The organism is Oceanisphaera sp. IT1-181 (assembly GCF_033807535.1).
Classification (GTDB): domain Bacteria; phylum Pseudomonadota; class Gammaproteobacteria; order Enterobacterales; family Aeromonadaceae; genus Oceanimonas.
In genome coordinates this window covers 1036535-1059452 of record NZ_CP136856.1, presented here as the reverse complement: position 1 = coordinate 1059452, position 22918 = coordinate 1036535, and the positions used below count along the sequence as shown (strand labels likewise).

Here is a 22918-nt window from a genome sequence, read left to right as displayed (position 1 = left end):
TCTATCTCCTCAGTGGGCTACGCCGGCCGCGCCGTGCTCATCGATTAAGTGGCCGCTGGTAAAGCGGTCTACGTGGAATGCCTTGGCCAGAGGATGCGGCTCATCCTTGGCGACAGTGTGAGCAAATACGTGGCCCGAGCCTGGGATGGCCTTAAAGCCACCAGTGCCCCAGCCGCAGTTGAAATACAGGCCCTTGATGTGCGTCTTGGAAATAATCGGACAGGCATCAGGACAGGTGTCAACAATTCCGCCCCAAGTACGGTTGAGTCGCACTCGGCTGAAAATCGGGAACAGTTCCACAATCGCTGCCATCGTTTCTTCCACTGTCGGGAAGGAACCGCGCTGGCCGTAACCCAAGTAACTATCGATACCGGCGCCAATAACTAGGTCACCCTTATCAGACTGAGAGATATAACCATGCACATGGTTAGACATCACTACCGTATCCAGTATCGGTTTGACCGGCTCGGACACCATGGCCTGCAATGGATGAGATTCTAGCGGCAACTGCATGCCTACCATCTTAGCCATTACGCCCGAGTTACCGGCAGTAACACACGCTACCTTGGGCGCAGCAATAAAGCCTTGCGTGGTTTCTACACCGGTCACGGCACCGTTTTCGCGGCGGATGCCGGTCACTTCGGTCTGCTGGATCAGGTGTACACCCAAAGCATCGGCGGCACGGGCATAGCCCCAGGCCACGGCGTCGTGACGGGCGGTACCACCGCGCGGCTGCCAAGAGGCACCCAGCACTGGATAGCGGGAATTCTTGGAGCAATCCAGAATGGGCACTAAATCTTGCACCTGCTTGGTACTGAGTACTTCGCCATCAATGCCGTTCAGGCGGTTGGCGTTTACTCGGCGCTCAATGTCGCGCATGTCCTGCATGGTGTGGCCCAAGTTGAGCACGCCGCGCTGACTGAACATCAGGTTGTAGTTCAATTCCTGCGCCAGGCCTTCCCACAGTTTCATGGAGTGCTCATACAGCTGAGCCGACTCGTCCCACAAGTAGTTGGAACGTACGATAGTGGTATTACGCGCCGTGTTACCACCGCCCAGATAACCTTTTTCGATGACAGCTACATTGGTGATGCCATGTACTTTTGCCAGGTAATAAGCCGTGGCCAGCCCATGGCCGCCACCGCCAACGATAATCACATCGTAACCCCCAGCCTTGGGCTTGGGGTTGTGCCATACCCGCTGCCAATTTTCATGGTGCGTCAAAGCGTGCTTAAGGAGCCCGAATCCGGAATATTTCTGCATAGTTATCACCTGTCCGTGTTAATGCTGTCGGCGGCACGCTTTGCGCACCCTGCCTGTATTCAAAAATTTAGCGATATACTGGGAAGCTATTGCACAGGCTGGCAACCTGGTCCTTCACCGCAACAATCACTGCCGGATCGTCCATATGTTCTAAAATGTCGCAGATCCAGCCCGCTAGCTTGCGGCAATGCTCTTCCTGGAAACCACGAGTCGTTACTGCAGGGGTACCCAAACGCAAACCCGAAGTCACAAAGGGGGACTGAGGATCGTTAGGTACCGCATTCTTATTTACCGTAATATTGGCAGTGCCCAGCACCTGATCGGCGTCTTTACCGGTAATGCCTTTGGCCGACAAGTCGAGCAAAAACAGGTGATTATCTGTTCCGTTCGATACCACATCGAAACCACGGTCTTGAAAGACCTGCACCATAGCGCGCGCATTAGCTACTACCGCTTTTTGATAATCGACAAATTCAGGTGTTAGTGCTTCGGCAAAAGCCACGGCCTTGCCCGCAATGGCGTGCATTTGTGGGCCACCCTGGCTGCCAGGGAACACAGCAGCGTTAAGCTTCCTCTCGAGATCTGGCTGGCCTTTAGTCAAGATCAAGCCGCCACGAGGGCCACGTAATGTTTTGTGAGTTGTAGTGGTTACCACATGTGCATGAGGCACTGGGTTTGGGTATTGACCCGCCGCTACCAAACCGGCCACGTGAGCCATGTCAACAAACAGATAAGCGCCTACTTTGTCGGCAATGGCACGGAAGCGCGCCCAGTCCATTACTTTGGAGTAAGCAGAGAAACCGGCCACTATCATCTTCGGCTTATGCTCAAGTGCTAGCTGCTCAACTTGGTCGTAGTCCACCTCGCCGGTAGCTTCGTCTAAGCCGTACTGCACGGGATTATACATTTTGCCAGAAAAGCTAACCTTAGCGCCATGAGTCAAGTGGCCACCGTCGGCCAAGCTCATGCCCAGCACGGTATCGCCTGGGTTACACAACGCCATATAAACGGCGGCATTGGCTTGAGAGCCAGAATGAGGCTGTACGTTGGCAAAATCGGCGCCGAATAGTTCTTTGGCGCGATCGATGGCTAACTGCTCTACCTTGTCTACCGCTTCACAACCGCCGTAATAGCGCTTGCCAGGATAACCTTCTGCATACTTGTTAGTCAGTACCGAGCCTTGCGCTTGCATTACGGCCGGGCTGGTGTAGTTTTCTGAAGCGATCAGCTCAATGTGTTGTTCTTGGCGAACGGCTTCTTCTTCCATGGCCGCCCACAATGTAGGGTCCATGTCTTGAATACGGGTGCGGGTGTTAAACATCTTATAACCTCCTTGATCGACTCGGGTGACGCCCGAAACGTGAATATCCCTGATGGCTTGGCGCTACTTGTTAACTGTTTATTAATTTAAGTGCCTTGCATGAACCAGATACTACTGACTATTTTAAGCCAAGGGCTGACTGGGTGCGGCCTAAAGCTACCTACCCGCGACAAAGGTTCACATTAAAGTAACATTTGCAGTCTAAATTCAATACAACTCAGTAATAACCAAGTTGACTGGATAGGATTAAGATGCAAAGCCAGATCGAGCAAGGTAAGATTTAACACCTTCACCATGCTCTATATAAGTAACGGTCCCTTTTACTTGGGTAAACATCCATATATGCCTAACCGCAATGTAAATCGCCATTTTAGTCATCGTCTGCGTGACACCAACAGTGCCTTTTTGCCAACGCGCGAAACTAATACCAAGCCCATCAGCGTGGGTTTTGTACTGCAACCGCATTTTTCGATGATGGCCTTTACCGCCGCCGTGGATGCGCTGGTTACCGCCAACCTAGTGCAGGCCGCGCAGCTGTTCAGCTTTACCACCTTTGGTTTGCAAAGCACACAGGTACAAAGTGATTTGGGTATCGACATTTCGGCCAATCGCATTCTGGGCGAAGTGATGCTGGAAGGCGAAGGTACATTGGATGTGTTGATTGTGTGCGGCGGCTTTCGCTGCAGCCTGAGCGAATACACGCCGCTGAGTCTACTGCTGAAGGCGGCGGCTAAGCGAAAGAAGGTACTGGGTGGCCTGTGGAACGGCGCCGTGCCTTTGGCTCACGCCGGAGTGCTCGACGGGCTGCACTGTGCCTTGCATCCAGACAACCATGCCTTCGTGCGGGAAGGCTTCTCTCAGGTACAGGTGTCGCCGCAAACCATGGTGGTGGAAGCGCGCATACTGACCTGTGCTGGCCCCAACAGTGCGCTGGAAATGATGCTGGCATTAATAGAGCGGTTACACGGCCCGGTTATTGTGCGCGCCATTCGCGAAATTCTCAGCAGCGATCGCATGACCGACGACGGCCACTCCTCACCCTTTCAGGCCGAAAACGACCCAACCTTGCCCGACTCATTGCGTACCCTGCTACGACTGATGAGCTGCAATATCGAAGAGCCGCTTGGTATCGAAGAGCTGGCGGACTACGTGAGCCTGTCGCGCCGGCGTATCGAGCGCCTGTTTCAGAGCCACCTCGAGACCACCCCGTCCCGTTACTATCTGGAGCTACGCATTACCCACGCCCGTCGCCTGCTACTGCAAAGTAGCGCCAGTATTTCTGATATCGCTGTGGCCTGTGGCTTCGTCAGCTCAACCCACTTTAGCCACTGTTTCAAAGAATTTTTTGGCGTTCCCCCAAGTCAGGCCCGTCTAAAGCGCAATTAAAGGGGACAGGTATGGTCATATTGACAGCTATACATCGCCGCCGCTAAACGTTGGTCTGCGGACACTAATATGCACAATCCCCAAGAAAAACGAGAACAAACGATATGGATATCCGCATCTTGATTGTGGAAGACGACGATACCACGCGAGAGTGTCTGGTAGAGTACTTTAGGGTAGAGCAGCATCAGGTGTTTGCAGCCCGCAGTGCAGAAGAAGCCGAGCAGATACTGAGAGAACAAGACATTGATCTCGTGCTGTTGGACATTCGACTGCCGGGCAAGGATGGCCTGACCCTGACCCGCGAGTTACGCGCCAATTCCGAGGTGGGCATTATTCTGGTGACCGGCCGTCAGGACGAGATAGAACGCATTGTCGGACTAGAGTGCGGCGCCGACGACTATGTGTGCAAACCCTTTAACCCCCGCGAACTGCTGGCCCGAGCCAAGAATCTGGTCCGCAGAGTAAGAGCCACCGCCGCTACAAGCAACGCCGTGCACACGACCAATATTCATCAGTTTGACGACTGGCGCATCGACTTGGACCGTCGGGTACTGCTCGATAAACACGACCAGCAAACCCCGCTGACCCACGGCGAATACCAGCTATTAGGGGCTTTTTTACGTCACTCGGGGCAGACCTTGTCGCGGGATCAGCTGTTGGATAAGATAAAAAACCGCGAGTGGGCCCCCAACGATAGAACCATAGACGTGCTGGTGGGCCGGCTGCGACGTAAGCTGCAAGACGACCCGGCCAATCCTAGAATTATCCTTACCGTACATGGTGCCGGTTACGTCTTTACCCCCAGGTCGGTGCCGTGCCACTGATATTCACGCTACTGCTGGCCCTGCTGCCGTCGCTGTCGTCTTACGCTCAAACGCCGACTTCTGCTCCAAGTCCAAGCAAGACTCTTACAGCCTGCGGCCACCCCATGTATCCACCACTGTCTTGGGAACAAGATGGCGAGCTAGTCGGCATTGCTCCCCATCTGGTTCGTAAGCTGCTGGCCGAGCACGGCTATACGGTAAACATGCAGGTATTCGGCAACTGGGAGCGCTGTCAGCTGGCGGCACGCCAGGGCAAAGTGGATTTAATTGTCGCCGCTTACAAAACTCGTCAGCGTGAGCAGTATTTTCTGTTCAGCGACACGCCCATCGTCGCGGATCCCGTAGGGATCTTTACCCATTTCGGCAATGGTAGCGTGTCACCTTGGAATCTGGACGGCAAGACCTGGGGCCTGCTATTTGGCGACAGCTTCGGGGACGATTTCGACCAAGCCTCCGCTCGGCGACTTCATGTTGAGCGGGTATCTACCGGCGAGCAGAATTTTCGTAAGCTAGCACTGGGTCGCATCGACTACATGCCCATCGGTCTGTCCACTGGCAAACTACAGACACAAAAGCTCGGACTGACCGGCCAAATATTTCCCCTGCCAGAACTGCTCACCTTGGAATATTATCATCTGGCCTTACCCAAAGGCTCGCGCCTAGAGCCACTATTGCCGGCCTTATCGGCACGGCTACAAGTGCTGGCCGACGATCATTATATTCAACGCATTACCTTCTTTTTTGAACGCCATTACCTGGACGCCCCTTGAATGAATTCCCTGTTAACCCTGCTGCCCCGTTACCGGCGCCGGCATCCGCTGAGTTTTCGCTTGTTTTGGCTGGTGCTGGGCGTCAGCCTGACCCTTTCGCTGCTGTCCACCGCCCTACAGCTCTGGCTTGACCATCGCCAGATAAAGCAGGATCTGGACGACCGTCTTACTCTCATCGAGCAAAGCTATCTCGATAGCCTGACCCAGAGCTTGTGGGATCTGAACCTGCCCCAAGCCCGCTTGCAGCTGGCGAGCATGCTCGACATGCCGCACATGGCTCGACTGACCGTAACCGGTGACGCCCTTAGCAAACCGCTGCTGCTGGCCCACAGCGACAGCGGTGAGTCCGTGCATGAGCATGGCTTCAATTTAATCTATCCCAGCTCGGCGCTGGGGCCCCAGCAAGTAGGCCGGCTCGAGGTTGCCTTCAGCCAGCAGAGTATTAACCAGCAGCTGATTGATCGTGCCCAGGCCATACTGCTGGGCCAAACCCTGACCATATTGGCTATCGCCCTCTGCCTGATGCTGGTATTTCAGCGCCGCGTCACCCGACATCTAGAACGCATGGCCCGTCATGTCGCGCAGATTGGCGAAGGCCAGCCGGGCAGCCCGCTGCTAGCCCTCGCTCGCTCACCCGGCCAGCTGCCCGACGAACTGGACACCCTAGTAGGCGCCATCAACACCATGCGCCGCTCAGTCGAGCGCCGTCAGAGCGAATTGCAACACGATAAAGACCGACTAGAGGCCCTAGTCGACAGACGTACCCACCACCTGCGCCAAGCCAAGGAGTCGGCCGAGGCAGCCGACATGGCAAAAAGCCGCTTTATCGCCAACATGACCCACGAATTGCGAACCCCCATGAGCGGTATTCTGGGCACCCTTACCCTGCTCAGACCCGCGCTAAAAGACAGCCCAGAGCAAGACATGCTCGACGTACTGCAGCACTCGGCCGAGCATCTATTGATGCTGCTTAACGACGTGCTCGATTATGCGGCGCTAGAGCAAGGCCCGCTGCCAGAAGAGCCGGCTCCCTTCGCCCTAAACGAGCTGCTAGAGAACAGTGTTGCCATGATGCAGGGCTACGCCGAAGCCAAGCAGATCCAATTGCAACTGGACGCGTCCAGCGCCGAGCTTTGGCTCTCGGGCCACGCCGGACGGCTGCGCCAAGTGCTGATCAACCTATTGTCTAACGCCACCAAGTTCACCGATACCGGCGGCCAAGTGACGCTCGATGCCCGAGCGGTGGACGGCGGCTGGCAGTTCAACGTAGCAGATAACGGCATCGGCATTGCCCCCGAGCAACAGGACCGCATTTTTCAACGCTTTACTCAGGCGGACGAAAGCATAGCTCGCCGCTATGGCGGCACCGGATTGGGGCTGGCCATCTCTAAACGGCTGATCGAAGCCATGGGCGGCAGCATGACCCTGCACAGCACCCCCGGCCAGGGCAGCCGCTTTGGCTTTTTTTTACCGCTGACGCGTGTCGATACCCCTGCCCCGGAGCAAGAAACCGAGCTGACCGCCCTGCCCAGCCTCAGCCTGCTGCTAGTGGAAGATGTGTCCATCAACCGGGCTATTCTTGCAGCCATGCTGGAGCAGCACGGTCACCTAGTGAGTCAGGCAGAAAGCGGCGAACAGGCACTCGAGATGGCTCGGCATCAGGCCTTTGACCTTATTCTAATGGACATGCATCTGCCAGGCATCGATGGCCTGGAAACCAGTCGCAGCATTCGCCACCAAACTCAGGGGTTGAACCGAGACACCTCGGTGATTGCCCTCACCGCCAGCGTGGCCCCCGACGACATTCGCCGTTATCTGGCCGCTGGGCTCAAGGCAGTGGTGGCCAAGCCGGTGCAATGGCCAAGGCTCACCCTAGCATTGGGGCAGGCTTTGGGCATCCGCATAACGACTGAGTTGGAACAGCCCCTGCTGCAAGAACACCTGCGAGTGCTGGGCCGACCTCGGCTGCAAGCCATGCTCAGTCGCTTCGCCGACGAGTTACCCGCAGGCCAAGCGGCCCTTGAACAGGCGCTGGCGGATGAAGATCACCTGGAACTGGGCCAGCTGGCACACCGGCTGGCCGGTACTGCCCGCATGCTGGATCAGACCCCGTTGGCTGGGGTGCTGGAACGACTGGAGCAGGTGGCGGAAGAGCAGAACCTGGTGACACACAACCTCGCCATCGAGCTGGACCAGACGATAATAGAGACACAAAAAGACCTTTCCTCGCTCATCGCTCGCCTTGGTCGCGACCACTGATACAATTTTGTTACAATTTTTTACATTTGCACCATAACTTTTATACATGCCTACCTTAGTCTGACTGTGTCCCTCGGGATATGTCACAGGTCGGTTGCACAAACCGACCCGCCTCACAGGCTCAAGGAGAGAACCATGGTCACAGTACCCCCCCGTAAACCCAGCTTCTGGCTGGCCTGCCTGCCTATCGTACTGACCTTTGTCGTGCTAGGCGTGCAGCTGTTTTATTTCGGCAACTTCACCCCCCATATTCCGCTCGCCATCGGCGTGGCTATCACCGCCCTTATCGGCTGGCTGCGTGGCTACCGCTGGCCCGAGATGGAAGACGGTATCATGCACGTAGTGCGTTTAGGTCTGCAGTCGGTAGGCATTCTGATTATCGTGGGCATGATTGTCGGCATCTGGATTGCCAGCGGTACCGTGCCTTATCTGATCAAGTTGGGTTTGAGTCTGATCTCCCCCGAACTATTTCTGGCTGCCAGCGTGCTGATCTGCGCCGTGGTATCGGTGTCGCTAGGCACCTCGTGGGGCACCACCGGCACTGTAGGCCTAGCACTAATGGGCATCGGCAACGGTTTCGATATTCCCATGTACTGGACTGCCGGCGCCGTGGTATCGGGCGCCTTCTTCGGTGACAAAATGTCGCCGCTGTCAGACACCACCAACCTCGCCCCGGCGGTGACTGGCGTGGATTTGTTCGACCATATTCGCAACATGCTGCCCACCACCGTTCCGGCCATGTTGATTTCCTTGGTCATTTACTTGTTCGCCGGCTTCAGCATGATTGGCGATCAAGCCGTGGACTTCGGTCGTATCGAGAACATCATCAGTGGTCTGGATCAGCACTTCAATCTGTCGTGGCCTTTGCTGCTGCCCTTAGGCGTGACCGTGTTGCTGGCCCTGAAAAAAATGCCTGCCCTGCCGACTTTATTTGCCGGCGCCATGTTGGGCTTGGCCACCGCCATGTTGACCCAGGACGTAGGCCTGCAGCAGGCTTTTAACTTTATGTTCAGCGGTTATCAGATTGATACCGGCGTGAGTGAAATCGATGCCCTGCTCAACCGCGGTGGCATACAGAGCATGACTTGGGTGATCACCCTGATGCTGGTGGCCTTGGCCTTCGGCGGCGTACTGGAGCGTACCGGCTGCCTAGGAGTGATAATGGAAAAAATTCTGACTCGCGCTAAAAGCTTTGGCGCCATCCAGACTTCCGCTATCGCCACCTCGGCCATGACCAACGTGATTGGCGGCGACCCCTACCTGTCTATTGCGCTGCCTGGGCGCATGTTTGCTCCCGCCTACCGTGCCAAAGGCTATTCGGCGCTGAACCTGTCGCGGGCCGTTGAGGAAGGCGGTACTTTGATATCACCGCTTATTCCGTGGAACGCCGGTGGTGCCGTGGTGATCACCGCCTTAGGTTTGGGCATTGCCGAAGGACAGACCGAGAACCTGCTGTATATTCCGCTGGCCTTCGCCTGCTGGCTGTCGCCGCTGATCGGCATAGCCTACGCGCACCTAGGCTGGTTCTCACCCAAACTCAGCCCAGAAGAAGCCGCCCAATATCACGCCGAAGAGGCCATGCTTGCTAAACCTGCCACGGCTAAATAATCACATGCCGACCAGGTAATAACTAACTGATAACATAAACATCTAGGGCCTAGCGGGGCCCTTTTTTATTCATGGTATTTATCATCCAACTATACAAAAACCACAGTTTGGAGCCGTATGAGATAACTCAATCGCGGCCGTGGCTTTGTGAACAACCTATATTTCGGATAGGGTCAAGGCTGTGGTTATCGGTTGGCGTACTGAGCCAGGGGCGACGCATCAAAGTATGAAAAACGTACAGGTCGATGGAGCAGTATTAAACAAAACAACAAGCTATTTCATTTGGAGCTTTTTGTTTTGAGTGTTTAATATATTATTAATTAATGAACGATAGGCTATTGAAAATAAGTCTAACGTGCTCAAAAAACGAGCATGCGTTAGCCCTGCGTACTGAGCACAATAACCAAAAGAAGCTTACACTGTTTAAATTCATACATTGGATGTAACATTTAATGACAGAGCATCAACATGCCTCATTTAACCGTAGAAAAACTGATAGCAACCAGCCACCGCTGATCGATGCCTTTAATGCGAGCAACGCCTCACTCATTATTTTAGCCACCTTAGCCGGCATCTTTTTTATCGACTGGGCACAAGCCGTCCTCTTGCCCTTAATCGTGGCGGTGTTTATTAGCTATGCACTGGACCCGCTGCTCTCTCCCTTTGATAAGTTAAAAATTCCGCGTCCGCTCAGTGCCGCAGTGGTGGTGGGTCTAGTGCTAACGCTCATCATCAGCGCCAGTATTCCGCTGCAACGCGAAGCCGTGGCCATGCTCGATAAAATCCCAATCGCGATCAGTAAGCTGCAAAAAACTGCCGCTCGCTCCCCCGTTAAAGAAGCCAGCATCATAGAGAAGGCCCAAGAAGCGGCCAAAAAAATTGAAGATAGCACCAGCGAGAAAAAAGTCCGCACCCCTGGCGTGACCTCGGTGCGTATCGTCGACAAACCTTTTAACGTGCAAGCTTTTATTATGGGCAATGCCTCGGCGGCTGTGGTGGTGATTTCCCAAACTTTCTCTGCTCTGTTGCTGGTTTATTTTTTATTAGCGGTTGGTAAGATGTATCGGCGCAAGGTGATCCGTATCTCAGGCCCTTCGTTTGAGCGAATGCGCAAAGCCGCCCATATCATGGAAGACTTTCACCATCAGGTGCGCCGATTTTTATTTGTGATGTTATTAAGCTCGGTATTCGTGGGCGGTGTAACTGGGTTGGCATTTTGGCTACTGGGCGTAGAGCAAGCCGGCCTCTGGGGACTCATGGCTGGCGTGGCCAGTGGTATTCCTTATCTGGGGCCTTTACTCATTTTTATTGGCACCGCCATTGCCGCTTTTTTGCAATTTGGCACCTTAGACATGGCCTTTATTGTGGCAGGCACTTCTTTGGCAATAACCAGCATTCAAGGTAACTTGCTCACTCCTTGGTTAACCAGCCATTTATCGAGTTTAAATCCGGTGGCGATTTTTGTGGGCCTATTATTTTGGGGTTGGATTTGGGGCCCGGTGGGGCTCATTATTGCCACGCCCTTACTGATGGTCATCAAGTCACTGTGTGATCACGTGACCAACTTACGTCCATTGGGGGAATTACTGGGGAAATAGCATTAAAGTTCGGGTCTGCAGCTAATTATGCGCCACAAACAAGGGGTTATTCTCGTTGCTAAATATTCGTCTAAAAATAGTCATCTACCATAAGAACAGCTTGATGATTTAAGGAGCAAACCATGGCAGTAGGTTGGGCAAAAGATGGCGCCGTGCAAGAACAAATTGATGCCAGTGTGGCAGACGCAGTAAAAGAGGCGCGTAGTCAGCTCAAAGTAGGTGACAGCCTCAGCCACTGCGAAGAATGTGATGCGCCTATCCCTGAAGCACGCCGACAAGCCGTGCCTGGCGTGCGCTTATGCATCAACTGCCAAGCAGACCAAGAGAAACAAGGCCAAGATTTTAGCAGTATTAACCGCCGCGCCAGTAAAGACAGCCAGTTAAGGTAGACTTAATCAACTACTGCACACGTTGAGCGGCTTCGTCCCTTCATCTAGACACCAAACAGTTACCTGCTATTTTGGTAAAATCCTCACGGTTTCTTCCTGCCACCGCGCTAAGCAATACTTGTGCGCAAAATTCTTATATAATAGCAGCCATTTTATGATGCTTTTTATCGTTAACTTTTTATCTTTCACCCTGGAGCAGCAACTTGGCGCAACACACAGAACCGTTTAAAGATCTTGGTTTGGATACCCGTCTTTTATCCGCATTGGATCATCAAGGGCTACACACGCCTACCGAGATCCAAGACAAGGCCATTCCCGTTATCCTCAGCGGTTTTGATCTGATCGCATCTTCTAAAACCGGTTCTGGCAAAACGCTCGCCTTCTTATTGCCGTCTTTGCACCGGTTAATGAAGACCAAAGCGCTCGGTAAACGCGATCCCAGAGCACTGATTTTGGCGCCTACCCGTGAGTTGGCCAAGCAAGTGTACGAACAGCTGCGCTCACTGACCAGTGGTACCTCATATAACATCGCCCTGTTATTGGGCGGTGAAAACTTCAACGACCAAATCAAACTACTGCGCAGACAACCACAGTTGATCGTGGCCACGCCTGGGCGCTTAGCCAACCATTTGAATGCCCGCTCCTTAATGCTCAACGGCCTTGAGTTGCTGATCATGGATGAAGCGGATCGCATGTTGGACTTAGGCTTTGCTAAAGAGCTGAACCAAATTAATGACGCCGCCGATCATCGCCGCCGTCAAACCTTGATGTTCTCGGCCACGCTGGATCACGCACAAGTGAATGAGATGGCGCATAAGCTGCTAAAAGCGCCCAAACGCATTGCGGTAGGCGCGGCCAACGCCGAGCATGTGGACATCGAAAAGCGCTTTTATCTGTGTGATCACCTCGATCACAAGCAAGCGCTGTTGCAGCATATCTTAAGCTCGCAACCTTATCAGCAAGCCATTATTTTTACCGCCACTCGGCCCGATACCGAGCGTTTGGCAACCCTGCTCAAAGAGCAAGGCTTGTCCACCGCGGCCCTCAGTGGCGACATGAGTCAGGCTGAGCGTAACCGCATTATGGACAGCTTTAGCCGTGGCCAGTTTAAGGTGCTGATCACCACAGACGTGGCGTCGCGCGGCTTGGATCTGTTGCAGGTATCTTTGGTGGTGAACTTCGATATGCCAAAGCAGGCCGAAGAATATGTACACCGCATTGGCCGTACGGGTCGAGCGGGTGCTAAAGGTGTGGCCATGTCTTTGGTGGGGCCCAACGATTGGGACGCTTTTAAGCGTGTCGAGCACTTCTTGCAGCAAGATATTAGCTTTATGACCTTTGAAGGGTTAGTGGGCAAATTCAAAGGTTTGCGCCCAGTTGTAGATAAGCCTAAAGGTAAAGCCGCAGTTCGTGGCAATGGTTACCAAGGCAAAGGTGGACCTAATGCCTACCAGCCACCGAAAAAGAAAAAGCCAGAAAAAGCCTTTAAAGATCGCAGCGACCGCTTAGAACCTGGCACCGGCTTGGGCTCATCTGATGGTATGGCGCCACTGAAACGTAAAAAGTCCACCGATAGCACGCCTGAATAACAGGCACCATATAGACCTAGGAGCCACTGATGAAGAACAAGCACGCCTTTATGGTTTATGCGGGTGAACAAGAGCAAGGCCGCGTCTTTCATGCGCTCACCCATGCACTACAAGCTTATGAGCGCGGCAATACCAGTGATCTGTATTTTGCAGCAGAAGGTGCCGCTTGGCCGGGTTTGCTGACCAACCCCGAACATCAGCTGCACCCGTTATTTAGCAAGCTGCAAGACTTAGGCGTGATCCAAGGTGCCTGTGAAACCTGCGTGATTGCCTTTGGTCATGAGCAAAGCACCGGCCAAGTGGTGCCCATGCTCAAAGGACCAGAATGCAGCTATGGTCAAATTGATATTCTAGGGTTAGAAGACGAAGGCTACCGCGTCTGGCTGTTTTAAGGAGCAGTAAGTCGTTTTATACCGAACTGCATCAAGTGTAACTCTACCTCTTAGTCACACTTTTTTTGTTGATAGTGATGGCACAAGTCATGTGCTGAGCGTCGCAGGGATGCGGCTTAGCGTGTCGGAGTGGCTACCCAGTTGTCTCTAAGTGCTGAGTTACCACCTAAAGACAGGTTAACGTGTACCGTTGCGTTTAACTGTTACTGCTCCCTTCCCCATTTATGAAATTAATGCTAATAATACAAACATTAATCTCTAAAATGATGGCACTTCAGGATGAAGAATCTTCCCACGGACTTGTTACGTACCTTTGTCACTATCAATCAGCTGGGGGGATTTACCCCTGCGGGTGAACGCTTGGGGCGCTCGCAACCGGCGATAAGCCTGCAAGTGAAGCGGTTAGAAGAGCTGCTCGATATCCGGCTGTTTCATCGCTCCAGCGGTATACAGTTAACCGAGGAAGGCCAGCTGCTACTGGGCTATGCGCAGAAGATGCTGGATTTAAACGATGCCATAGTCTCGCGATTGAGTGCACCCAAGGTTAGCGGCTCGGTGCGGTTAGGGATCCCCAACGATTTTGAAGTCTCCTTTCTGGCCACAGCCATAGGTCGTTTTGCTCAAGCCTACCCCAACGTGACTCTGGACGTAAGCAGCGACATCAGCGCCAATCTATTGCAGGATTACGGCAAGGGCGAATACGATCTGGTTATGGCAATAGAAGAAAATGGCCAGCTCCAGCCGCGCCTGACAGATTACATCACAGAGCCCTTGGTATGGATACGCGGTAATAACCTGATGCTAGAACCCGGCGAGCCCCTGCCGCTAATCCTCTATCCCAAGGGCTGCCTATATCGTAAGACCATTGTCAACGCCCTTAACCAAGCCAACCTGCCCTGGCGCATCGTTTACAGTACCTCCAGCCTGTTAGGAATTCATGCCGCCGTCAAGGCGGGCTTGGGTATTAGCGCTTTGTCCAAAAGTACGGTACCTGAAGGGCTGGAAGCCTCAGTTACCTTTGCGCCCTGCCCATCCCTCGGTAATCTGTCTATCGGCTTCTGTTACGAGCCAAATAAGCTAACTTCCGCCTCACACATGCTGCTCGACTACTTAAAGCAAGGCCTCCACGCTCTATAATATTAGATAGCAAACGGCTCAGTGTTGACCTTTACGCTACCCATAAAAAAAGCCCAGCTAAGCTGGGCTTTGACTTCTCACAATTATAATCAGTTAATAACTAGGTTAGTAACTACGAGCCATAGCGGCAGAGCTTACTTTTTTCGTCATCATACTGACGGTTATATACACCACACTGGAAGCGGCACAACCGTATAGCGGTCCTTCTACCCAGCCCACATCGGTGAACAGCAGGAAACTACCGCTGGTGAACAGACCGGTGAACATGGCGGCCAAGGCGCCGTAGGCATTGCCTTGCCAGAAAGTAGAAATAAACACCGGACCAATCATCACTGCCAGCAAGGTACCCGAACCGAGAATGCCCAACCAAGACAACATAAAGGGCGGTGCAAACAGCATCATCACAAATCCGACTAAGCCAAGAATAGCCACCCAGCTACGGTTGATCCATAAGATACGCTGGTTACTCGCGGTGCTATTAGGAAACAGAGCGGTGCGCATGTCGTGAGAAGCCGCACTCGATACTGTATGCAATAGCGAGTTAGCCGTTGACTTCATGGCAAACAGAATAAACAAGGTAATGACCCCTGCTAGTGCTGGATGCAAGAAAGTAGCCAAATATACCGGCATCGCCTGATCCGAGTCGGCCAGTGGCGGATGAGCGATACGCACATACAGACCAATAATCGGCACCAAGCTCAACAAGATGCCCAACGGAGCTACCCAAATTGCCACATGATGCATCTTCACCGACGGTTTGAATGCCAGGAAGCGTACCGCCATATAAGGCAACACAGCAGTAAACAGGAAGGCATAAGGTAATACCAAGAACACAGAGCTCTTGCTCTCGCCATAAGGCGCCGCAGTCGTCGGATTGAGCAGCTCGGGATCAACCGCATTTAGCCGTTCGATAAACTCGGTCAGATTCACATCGGTAAAAATCTGTACCATCATCACCACGGCACCAATGCACATACCCACTACCATCAAGGTATCGGTCCAAGCCACAGCAGCCAAGCCACCCAGCATGGTGTAGAGTATAATCACGCCAATCATCAACAGTGCACTTTCCGTCAGGCTGATGCCCAACCAAGAGGCTCCCAACAGACCCACGGCCTTAATTTGACTGGTCAGGAACACCAGCAGCAGCACTATGGTAATAGCCGCGGCAACGCCCTTGACCCAACGCTCAATGCCTGAGCCACCGCCGTGCACCTGAGATACATACTCGGGTATGGTACAGCTACCCAGTTCTTCGGCGCGTTTACGCAGAAAGTGAGCAAAATACAGCACGGCAATCACCATGGCCGGCGCAAAAAAGAAGTTACCTAGCACTTCTATCGAGCCAAACTCGTAAGCAACACCCGGGGAGCCCATAAAGCCCCAGCCACTAAAACCGGTGGCGACTATAGTACCAGCACCCACAAATGGGCCTAAACTGCGCCCTGCCACCAAAAAGCCGGAGGCGTCACTGTCTTTGATCGCGCGGCTCGACAGGTAGCCGATCAAGATCAAGATGCCAAAGGACCCCAGCAGTAGGCTCCAGTTTAACAAGTCATAATTATCCATCATACATTCCCTTTAACTCTGATTAATTCGAGTAACAAGCCTGATACTTAGTCTTCATGACGCGGCTTGTGGATGAACTGTCGATAGCCATAGGCCAGTACGACCCATACCAAAATAGCGGCATTTAAATAAACAAAACTACCCATGGTCCATGAGTGAGACAACATAATTTCTACCTCTTTGAGCGACGTGTATTCACGTTGGTTGCACAATCCCTGATTCCACCGGTAGTAACCGGCCTCACCAGAAGTAGCTTGGCAATAACGAGTCTCTGTTATTACCAATAATTGTAAACATATGACAACTAAGCCAATCCCATCATAATAAGTGATGGTTTATCTTCATAAATAAAAGAGGCTCGCCAAACTGGCGAGCCTCTGTGCATTAACCCTTGATGATATTGTGTTCAGGCCCGAATGGGAAACCTGTGATATTTTCAACGCCGGTTTCGCTAATCACGAGAATGTCGTGCTCACGATAACCACCGGCACCCGGCATGCCTTCTGGCAGCATGATCATCGGCTCCATAGACACTACCATGCCCGGCTCCAGTACTGTTTCGATATCTTCACGCAGTTCCAGTCCAGCTTCGCGGCCGTAGTAGTGGCTCAGGGTACCGAAAGAGTGACCGTAACCGAAGGTGCGGTATTGCAGCGCATCCTGCTCGGCGAAGATTTCGTTCAGCTCGTGAGCGATATCGCAGCAGCGAGTACCGGCTTGAATCAACTCGATGCCACGGCGGTGTACCTTACAGTTCAGCTCCCACAACTCCAAATGACGGTCGGACACATGCTCGCTGAACAGAGTACGTTCTAACGCCGTGTAGTAACCACCAATCATGGGGAAGGTGTTCATGCTGAGAATGTCACCGGCTTCAATTTTACGGCTAGTAACTGGGTTGTGAGCACCGTCGGTATTAATACCCGACTGAAACCACACCCAAGTGTCCATTAGCTCGCCATGAGGGAAGGTTTTAGCAATTTCACGCACCATGGCTTGAGTACCGGCCAATGCGACTTCGTATTCTGGCACACCCACACCAATAGCGTCACGAATAGCGGCGCCGCCTACATCGGCCACGCGGGCACCGTGCTTGATCACGGCGATTTCTTCCGCCGACTTGATCATGCGCATTTTCATGGTGGGCACGCCGATATCGACAAATTCAGCTTCTGGGAAGGCTACTTTTAGTTTATCTAAATTTTGCAAGTTGAGGTGGTCGAATTCAACACCGATGCGACGCGCGCCGCCAATCAGCGACTTGACCGCATAAAAGAAGCTGTCTTGCTGCCAGTCGGTATACACCAGGTTGTCACCCAATGCATTACGACGGTATGGCTGACCACCATCAATGTTGGCAGTAATGGTGGTATGAATGTGTTGGGTCACGGCCAAACCGTAGTCACGGCCAAAGCGGCAGTACACAAAGTCACTGAAATAGTTAATGTTGTGATAAGAAGTAAACAGCACAGCGTCTACGTCGTTGCTGGCCATGTAGCCGCGCAGTTTAGTCTGACGTGAAGCCATTTCTTGCTTGGAAAACATACCCTGGACTTTTTCACCGTTGGGAATGTTCAGAGTTCTTGGCATTTGCATGGTAAGAGATCCTTCCTATATGACAGTAACTAAGGGTTATTGTACCGCTTAATAAAACACCGGACTAAGCGCATACCCCGATACTAAAGCCGTCCTCACCATAACAGAAATGAATACTTTAAATAACATCATCAGTATTGTTAATGAGGTGTTAAGGCTAAGTGTAAAGTGACGGTAAAACCATAACGTAAAGCGCCGTTCTGGTTATGAAAAAGAGCACCTAGATGCCATCAGGTATGGGTCCTGGGCATGTTCAAACAGCGGATTTTGATGTATCAACCTGGGGGAGCCAGTTCTGGAGTTGTCGCTAGAAAAAAGGCAAGCCATGAACTTGGCTTGCCTTTAATTAATGAAATATTTTATTAACTAACTAAATCTTTCATTAACAGACTGATAAATACCATCAACACAAACATTGTATAGTATTTCACCATATTCCCGAGTGGCATTTTTTGCTGATGATAAAGTACCTGTACTAGGAACCCAACTCTCATCGGATGGGAATATATCATATGGAGGAAAGGTTGCCGGTTCGTGATGAATAACCTTGTCCATATTCACACACTCAGGGTGCAAATATAACATCAATGAGGTTTCAAGCACTCCGCCATGTTCGACATCCCAGCCGGTAAAGCCTTCTGGAAATACGGTCTCAATTGTTTCTTGAGTCACGTAGTCCCAATATGACAGCAGTATAACCTGGGCTTCGATGCCACCATGTCTCAAGTGTTCGAGTGCCAACTCTATTCCTTCGACCAGAAACATCGAGTTTTCGAAGTGGCCATTGACCAACACAAATTTTCTGTTGCCATGCTTGGCATAAGCAACAATTACATCTTTTACTATATCAATCAGTGTCTTGCCATTGATACATGTAGTTCCAGGGAAAAAGTTTCCTCCCCCTGATTTGACTTGTGACTTATAGCCATAAGAAATAGGAGGGGCAACCAGAATAGATCCCCCCTTCTTGGCTACGCCTTCGGAGATGGCTTTGGGGATCAAGACATCCGGGTTCATCGACATGTGAGGACCGTGTTGCTCAATAGCACCTATCGGCAACATGATAACGGCTTCGCCATCCTTGACTTGGGCAGCATACGTTTTCCAATCCATCAATTCTAAGTTGACCATTATTTCTCACCTATTTAAATTTAAAGATGGTAGCGACATGTTTTAAGTCGTTCCCTTAACCTTTAAAACTGGCCTGGCAGATGTTTTCTGCCAGGCCAGTTATTTATATAATTACCCTCATAGCACGAAGTAGAGAAAAATTCAGCTATGAATATTAATCGTTACAGTACTAACTTCTTTCAGGCACCACTGAGTGACCATTAGTAATAACCTGAGCTTCACCACTAGCATCAACTTTGAGCTCTACACTTGGGTCAGGATTATTTACCGCCTTTTCCAACTCTTTGGTTGACCGGTCCCGGTTCAGTAACCGTTTTATTGTATTTGCAATCATCAGCAATATAACAATAGAGAACGGGAACGCACCTATGATGGTTCCGGTTTGCACGGTATCTACGACGCCACTTCCCCCTACGGTCAGCAGCACAGTTGCAACAGCAGCAATACTGGCAACCAGCACTACTCTAAACCACGGACCCGCCTGTTTTGGTGCAGATACAAACTCTGCAAGCGCATAGGTGCCAGCGTCCAAGGATGTTACATAGTAGGTTGCCACCAAGATAGTTGCCACAACCAGCAACAGGCTACCCACAAGCGGTACCGACTCCAGCATAACAAACAGACCGCTGGATACGTTTTCACCCACCGCTGCCGAGATACCATTTCCTGTTTGATCGTCATAGTAAATTGCCGCGGATCCAAGTACACCAATCCACACCATAACTATCAAAGAAGGCACCACGGTCACGCCGATCACGAATTCACGCAGTGTACGGCCACGAGATATGCGGGCGATAAAACCTGCAACGAAAGGTGAGAAGGCAATAACCCAGCACCAGATAAACACGGTCCACCAACCATTCCAGCTCTCCTGCCAAGATTCCATTGGTGTAGCGGTGCTAGGGGCATCGGTCCAAAAGCTCATTGGTATAAAGTTGGTAAAGTAAGAGCCAAAGGTCTGAGTCATGTTAGAAACGATGAACAAGGTAGGTCCAAATATTAAGACAGCGATTACAAGTACTATGCTTAAAATTGAATTCGTTTCACTGATCAGACGCATGCCCTTGCTGATGCCGAAGAAGGCTGAGATAGCCGTTGCCGTCCCCAAGCCCACAATGACCAACAGCCAGATGGTGGAACTAGAAACCACGCCGGTAAAAGAGCCAAGTCCGGAAGAGAACTGCATGGCCGCAAAGGCAAACGACGTTGACAAGCCAAGAATCGTGGCCATTATCGCCAGCAGCTCAACGACTACACCGGCGCCAGCCTGAGACCATTTAGGTAAAATGTCTACGGTCGCTTCTCGGAAGGTCAGCGTTTTACCCAGATTATGATGCGAATAGGCCAAGCAGACTGCTACTACGCAATACATAGCCCAAGCGGTAAACCCCCAGTGGAAGTAAGCCCAAACAATTCCTCCTCCAGCAACATCACCTTCCAGTGCGTTAATCACCGGGCTTTCATTGCGCAGCATAATCGGTTGAGCAACAGACCAAAATATCAGTCCGATGCCCTGACCGCAGGCAAACAGCATCGAGTACCAGGCAAAGTTGTTGTACTCTTTTTTCGCATTAGGACCACCCAATCGCACCTGTTTGCCAATCTTGCTGAACACCAGCCAAGCGCACACAGCAACAGAGAATAGGGAGTAAAGTATAAATAACCAGGTATAACCACCTGTTACATAGGTTCGCATGTCAAAAATAACAGCGGCCACGCCATCTGGATTCGTCAACACCATGATAATAAGTGCGATGATAGCGGCTGGTGGGGTGAACTGAATGAGCAATCTACCGAGGGGGGGTAAATCAGAACCTGTGAATCGAGGAACGACAAGAGGCTCCTTGTGATTCGTAGGCTTCTTAGGCACTACATTTTCATTTTTCACTGTATCTTACCTCTCTATTATTATAGCTATCCATTAGCTTCTATTGTCTTGAGAACGCATCGCTATCCTTATGTAAATTTGGATGTATCTTGCAATGAGCTCTTAATAGAGAAAACAATCCATCTTCGCTAATCGACAGGTTTGATATATACATGAGTAACAGTCCCTTCCCACCATGACCTGTGGATTACACCGAGTGTAAAAATCGGAGCTAATACCTGGTGCCGCTACTAGAAAGTTACCTGCGATAAAAATTAACGACTGGAACATGTCATATAAGTAATTGGCTCTATGATCAGGCTCTTTTTTCTCTTTATAAAGTTGAAATATTTCCCCTGATATAGGCTATATGGCAAAAAAGCCCATCCTCTGCAAGAGGATGGGCTGAGCTCTGTTTTAGCCTTTAATGATGTTGTGTTCCGGACCGAATGGGAAGTGAGTGATGTTCTCAACGCCGGTTTCGCTAATCACGAGAATGTCGTGCTCACGATAACCACCGGCACCCGGCATGCCTTCTGGCAGCATGATCATCGGCTCCATAGACACTACCATGCCCGGCTCCAGTACTGTTTCGATATCTTCGCGCAGTTCCAGTCCGGCTTCGCGGCCGTAGTAGTGGCTCAGGGTACCGAAAGAGTGACCGTAACCGAAGGTGCGGTACTGCAGTGCATCCTGCTCGGCGAAAATTTCGTTCAGCTCGAGGGCGATGTCACAGCAGCGAGTACCGGCTTTAATCAGCTCAATACCGCGGCGGTGTACTTTACAGTTCAGCTCCCACAGTTCCAGGTGACGGTCGGATACATGCTCGCTGAACAGGGTACGTTCCAGCGCCGTGTAGTAACCACCGATCATCGGGAAGGTGTTCATGCTCAGGATGTCGCCAGCTTCAATCTTGCGGCTGGTTACCGGGTTGTGAGCACCGTCGGTGTTGATACCAGACTGGAACCATACCCAAGTATCCATCAGCTCGCCATGGGGGAAGGTTTTAGCAATTTCGCGGATCATGGCCTGAGTACCGGCCAGTGCAACTTCATACTCTGGCACACCAACACCAATGGCGTCACGGATAGCGGCGCCGCCAACATCGGCTACGCGAGCACCCTGCTTGATCACGGCAATTTCTTCTGCCGACTTGATCATGCGCATTTTCATGGTGGGCACGCCGATATCGACAAATTCAGCTTCTGGGAAGGCTACTTTTAGTTTATCCAGGTTTTGCAGGTTAATGTGGTCGAATTCAACACCGATGCGACGCGCGCCGCCAATCAGTGACTTGACCGCATAAAAGAAGCTGTCTTGCTGCCAGTCGGTATACACCAGGTTGTCGCCCAATGCATTACGACGGTATGGCTGACCACCATCAATGTTGGCAGTAATGGTGGTATGAATGTGTTGGGTCACGGCCAAACCGTAGTCACGGCCAAAGCGGCAGTACACAAAGTCACTGAAATAGTTAATGTTGTGGTAAGAAGTAAACAGCACAGCGTCTACGTCATTGCTGGCCATGTAGCCGCGCAGTTTATCTTGGCGTGAAGCCATTTCTTGCTTGGAAAACATACCCTGGACTTTTTCACCGTTGGGAATGTTCAGAGTTCTTGGCATTTGCATGGTAAGGATTCCTTCCTATATGACAGTAACTAAGGGTTATTGTGCCGCTTAATGAGTAACCGGACTAAGCACATACCCCGATACTAGAGACGTCCTTGTCATAATAGAAATGAATACTTTAAATAGCATCATTAGCATTGTTAATGAGTCGTTAACTCAGTGTTTACGCCGTGTTGATGCAGCAAAGCAATTATGATGTTACCCGAGGGTGTCGAGCCACACCAGCCCCCACGTTATCGCAGCCACTAGTAGCGCCAGCAGTACGGTTGCCGACCCTATGTCTTTGGCTCGGCCCGATAGTTCGTGATATTCAGGTCCAATACGATCCACCACCGCCTCAATGGCTGAATTTAACAATTCGATAATCAATATCAGCAACAGACTGCCAATTAGCAGCGCTTTTGCCAGCAACCCTACGTTCCAGATAAGGGCGATGGGCAACAACACCGCCACTAACCAACATTCTTGACGAAAAGCCGCCTCGTGCCGATAGGCCGCCTTTAGGCCCCGTAATGAATAGCCGAATGCAGCCACAATACGCGCCAGCCCTGTTTTTCCTGGTTTCATAAAATAAATTCCGTTGGTTTGCT

Annotated in this window: 18 protein-coding genes; 10 read left to right on the top strand and 8 right to left on the bottom strand. The window is 51.6% G+C overall.

The genetic code is table 11. From position 1 onward, the window contains the following. Nucleotides 1–9 precede the first annotated feature (9 nt). On the bottom strand, nucleotides 10–1263 hold the full coding sequence (locus R0134_RS04930) for a sarcosine oxidase subunit beta family protein (protein ID WP_319783722.1): 1254 nt from the start codon (nucleotides 1261–1263) through the stop codon (nucleotides 10–12). A gap of 67 nt (nucleotides 1264–1330) precedes the next feature. Then, nucleotides 1331–2584: a serine hydroxymethyltransferase gene (gene glyA, locus R0134_RS04925; RefSeq protein ID WP_319783721.1), complete on the bottom strand. Its 1254-nt coding sequence runs from the start codon at nucleotides 2582–2584 to the stop codon at nucleotides 1331–1333. Between the two features lie 342 nt (nucleotides 2585–2926). Between glyA and R0134_RS04920 the strand changes: the two genes are divergently transcribed. The 10 genes from R0134_RS04920 (at nucleotide 2927) to R0134_RS04875 (ending at nucleotide 14536) form a co-directional block, all read left to right on the top strand. Beyond that, nucleotides 2927–3970 carry a GlxA family transcriptional regulator gene (locus R0134_RS04920; RefSeq protein WP_319783720.1) on the top strand — a complete coding sequence of 348 codons (1044 nt, stop codon included), beginning with the start codon at nucleotides 2927–2929 and terminating at the stop codon, nucleotides 3968–3970. Nucleotides 3971–4074: 104 nt separating this feature from the next. Next, nucleotides 4075–4794 (top strand): response regulator, encoded by a 720-nt coding sequence (locus tag R0134_RS04915; RefSeq protein WP_319783719.1) that lies wholly within the window; start codon nucleotides 4075–4077, stop codon nucleotides 4792–4794. Then, nucleotides 4785–5564, top strand: coding sequence for a substrate-binding periplasmic protein (locus tag R0134_RS04910; protein ID WP_319783718.1), 780 nt, complete (start codon nucleotides 4785–4787; stop codon nucleotides 5562–5564). The genes R0134_RS04915 and R0134_RS04910 overlap by 10 nt, the downstream gene beginning before the upstream one ends. Next, the gene (locus tag R0134_RS04905; protein ID WP_319783717.1) at nucleotides 5565–7823 is read left to right on the top strand and encodes an ATP-binding protein; all 2259 of its coding nucleotides are present in this window, start codon (nucleotides 5565–5567) and stop codon (nucleotides 7821–7823) included. A 135-nt stretch (nucleotides 7824–7958) separates the two neighbouring features. Next, nucleotides 7959–9431 carry a Na+/H+ antiporter NhaC gene (nhaC, locus tag R0134_RS04900; RefSeq protein WP_319783716.1) on the top strand — a complete coding sequence of 491 codons (1473 nt, stop codon included), beginning with the start codon at nucleotides 7959–7961 and terminating at the stop codon, nucleotides 9429–9431. Between the two features lie 452 nt (nucleotides 9432–9883). Then, nucleotides 9884–11029: an AI-2E family transporter gene (locus R0134_RS04895; RefSeq protein ID WP_319783715.1), complete on the top strand. Its 1146-nt coding sequence runs from the start codon at nucleotides 9884–9886 to the stop codon at nucleotides 11027–11029. Nucleotides 11030–11151: 122 nt separating this feature from the next. Then, nucleotides 11152–11418, top strand: a complete 267-nt coding sequence (locus R0134_RS04890) for a DksA/TraR family C4-type zinc finger protein (protein WP_319783714.1) — start codon at nucleotides 11152–11154, stop codon at nucleotides 11416–11418. Between the two features lie 239 nt (nucleotides 11419–11657). Beyond that, complete coding sequence (locus R0134_RS04885) at nucleotides 11658–13007, top strand: DEAD/DEAH box helicase (protein ID WP_319783713.1); 1350 nt, start codon at nucleotides 11658–11660, stop codon at nucleotides 13005–13007. Nucleotides 13008–13036: 29 nt separating this feature from the next. Further along, nucleotides 13037–13399 carry a hypothetical protein gene (locus R0134_RS04880; protein WP_319783712.1) on the top strand — a complete coding sequence of 121 codons (363 nt, stop codon included), beginning with the start codon at nucleotides 13037–13039 and terminating at the stop codon, nucleotides 13397–13399. 279 nt (nucleotides 13400–13678) lie between these two features. After that, complete coding sequence (locus tag R0134_RS04875) at nucleotides 13679–14536, top strand: LysR substrate-binding domain-containing protein (RefSeq protein WP_319783711.1); 858 nt, start codon at nucleotides 13679–13681, stop codon at nucleotides 14534–14536. 105 nt (nucleotides 14537–14641) lie between these two features. Here the strand turns inward: R0134_RS04875 and R0134_RS04870 are convergent, their stop codons facing one another. The 6 genes from R0134_RS04870 to R0134_RS04845 form a co-directional block, all read right to left on the bottom strand. Next, nucleotides 14642–16108, bottom strand: a complete 1467-nt coding sequence (locus R0134_RS04870; RefSeq protein WP_319783710.1) for a sodium:solute symporter family transporter — start codon at nucleotides 16106–16108, stop codon at nucleotides 14642–14644. Nucleotides 16109–16489: 381 nt separating this feature from the next. Continuing rightward, nucleotides 16490–17701, bottom strand: a complete 1212-nt coding sequence (locus R0134_RS04865) for a M24 family metallopeptidase (protein WP_319783709.1) — start codon at nucleotides 17699–17701, stop codon at nucleotides 16490–16492. 366 nt (nucleotides 17702–18067) lie between these two features. Continuing rightward, on the bottom strand, nucleotides 18068–18832 hold the full coding sequence (locus R0134_RS04860; RefSeq protein WP_319783708.1) for a creatininase: 765 nt from the start codon (nucleotides 18830–18832) through the stop codon (nucleotides 18068–18070). A gap of 169 nt (nucleotides 18833–19001) precedes the next feature. Next, on the bottom strand, nucleotides 19002–20720 hold the full coding sequence (locus R0134_RS04855; protein ID WP_319783707.1) for a BCCT family transporter: 1719 nt from the start codon (nucleotides 20718–20720) through the stop codon (nucleotides 19002–19004). Nucleotides 20721–21116: 396 nt separating this feature from the next. After that, nucleotides 21117–22328: a M24 family metallopeptidase gene (locus R0134_RS04850; protein WP_319783706.1), complete on the bottom strand. Its 1212-nt coding sequence runs from the start codon at nucleotides 22326–22328 to the stop codon at nucleotides 21117–21119. A gap of 198 nt (nucleotides 22329–22526) precedes the next feature. Next, nucleotides 22527–22895 carry a diacylglycerol kinase gene (locus tag R0134_RS04845; protein ID WP_319783705.1) on the bottom strand — a complete coding sequence of 123 codons (369 nt, stop codon included), beginning with the start codon at nucleotides 22893–22895 and terminating at the stop codon, nucleotides 22527–22529. Between the last annotated feature and the right edge of the window lie 23 nt (nucleotides 22896–22918).

Bases quoted from the DNA above. Each gene is read 5' to 3' on its own strand.
- R0134_RS04905 (WP_319783717.1), top strand. From the start codon at position 5,565: ATGAATTCCCTGTTAACCCTGCTGCCCCGTTACCGGCGCCGGCATCCG.
- R0134_RS04860 (WP_319783708.1), bottom strand. From the start codon at position 18,832: ATGGTCAACTTAGAATTGATGGATTGGAAAACGTATGCTGCCCAAGTC.
- glyA (WP_319783721.1), bottom strand. From the start codon at position 2,584: ATGTTTAACACCCGCACCCGTATTCAAGACATGGACCCTACATTGTGG.
- R0134_RS04895 (WP_319783715.1), top strand. From the start codon at position 9,884: ATGACAGAGCATCAACATGCCTCATTTAACCGTAGAAAAACTGATAGC.
- R0134_RS04850 (WP_319783706.1), bottom strand. From the start codon at position 22,328: ATGCAAATGCCAAGAACTCTGAACATTCCCAACGGTGAAAAAGTCCAG.
- R0134_RS04890 (WP_319783714.1), top strand. From the start codon at position 11,152: ATGGCAGTAGGTTGGGCAAAAGATGGCGCCGTGCAAGAACAAATTGAT.
- nhaC (WP_319783716.1), top strand. From the start codon at position 7,959: ATGGTCACAGTACCCCCCCGTAAACCCAGCTTCTGGCTGGCCTGCCTG.
- R0134_RS04930 (WP_319783722.1), bottom strand. From the start codon at position 1,263: ATGCAGAAATATTCCGGATTCGGGCTCCTTAAGCACGCTTTGACGCAC.
- R0134_RS04915 (WP_319783719.1), top strand. From the start codon at position 4,075: ATGGATATCCGCATCTTGATTGTGGAAGACGACGATACCACGCGAGAG.
- R0134_RS04845 (WP_319783705.1), bottom strand. From the start codon at position 22,895: ATGAAACCAGGAAAAACAGGGCTGGCGCGTATTGTGGCTGCATTCGGC.
- R0134_RS04880 (WP_319783712.1), top strand. From the start codon at position 13,037: ATGAAGAACAAGCACGCCTTTATGGTTTATGCGGGTGAACAAGAGCAA.
- R0134_RS04920 (WP_319783720.1), top strand. From the start codon at position 2,927: ATGCCTAACCGCAATGTAAATCGCCATTTTAGTCATCGTCTGCGTGAC.
- R0134_RS04870 (WP_319783710.1), bottom strand. From the start codon at position 16,108: ATGATGGATAATTATGACTTGTTAAACTGGAGCCTACTGCTGGGGTCC.
- R0134_RS04865 (WP_319783709.1), bottom strand. From the start codon at position 17,701: ATGCAAATGCCAAGAACTCTGAACATTCCCAACGGTGAAAAAGTCCAG.
- R0134_RS04875 (WP_319783711.1), top strand. From the start codon at position 13,679: ATGAAGAATCTTCCCACGGACTTGTTACGTACCTTTGTCACTATCAAT.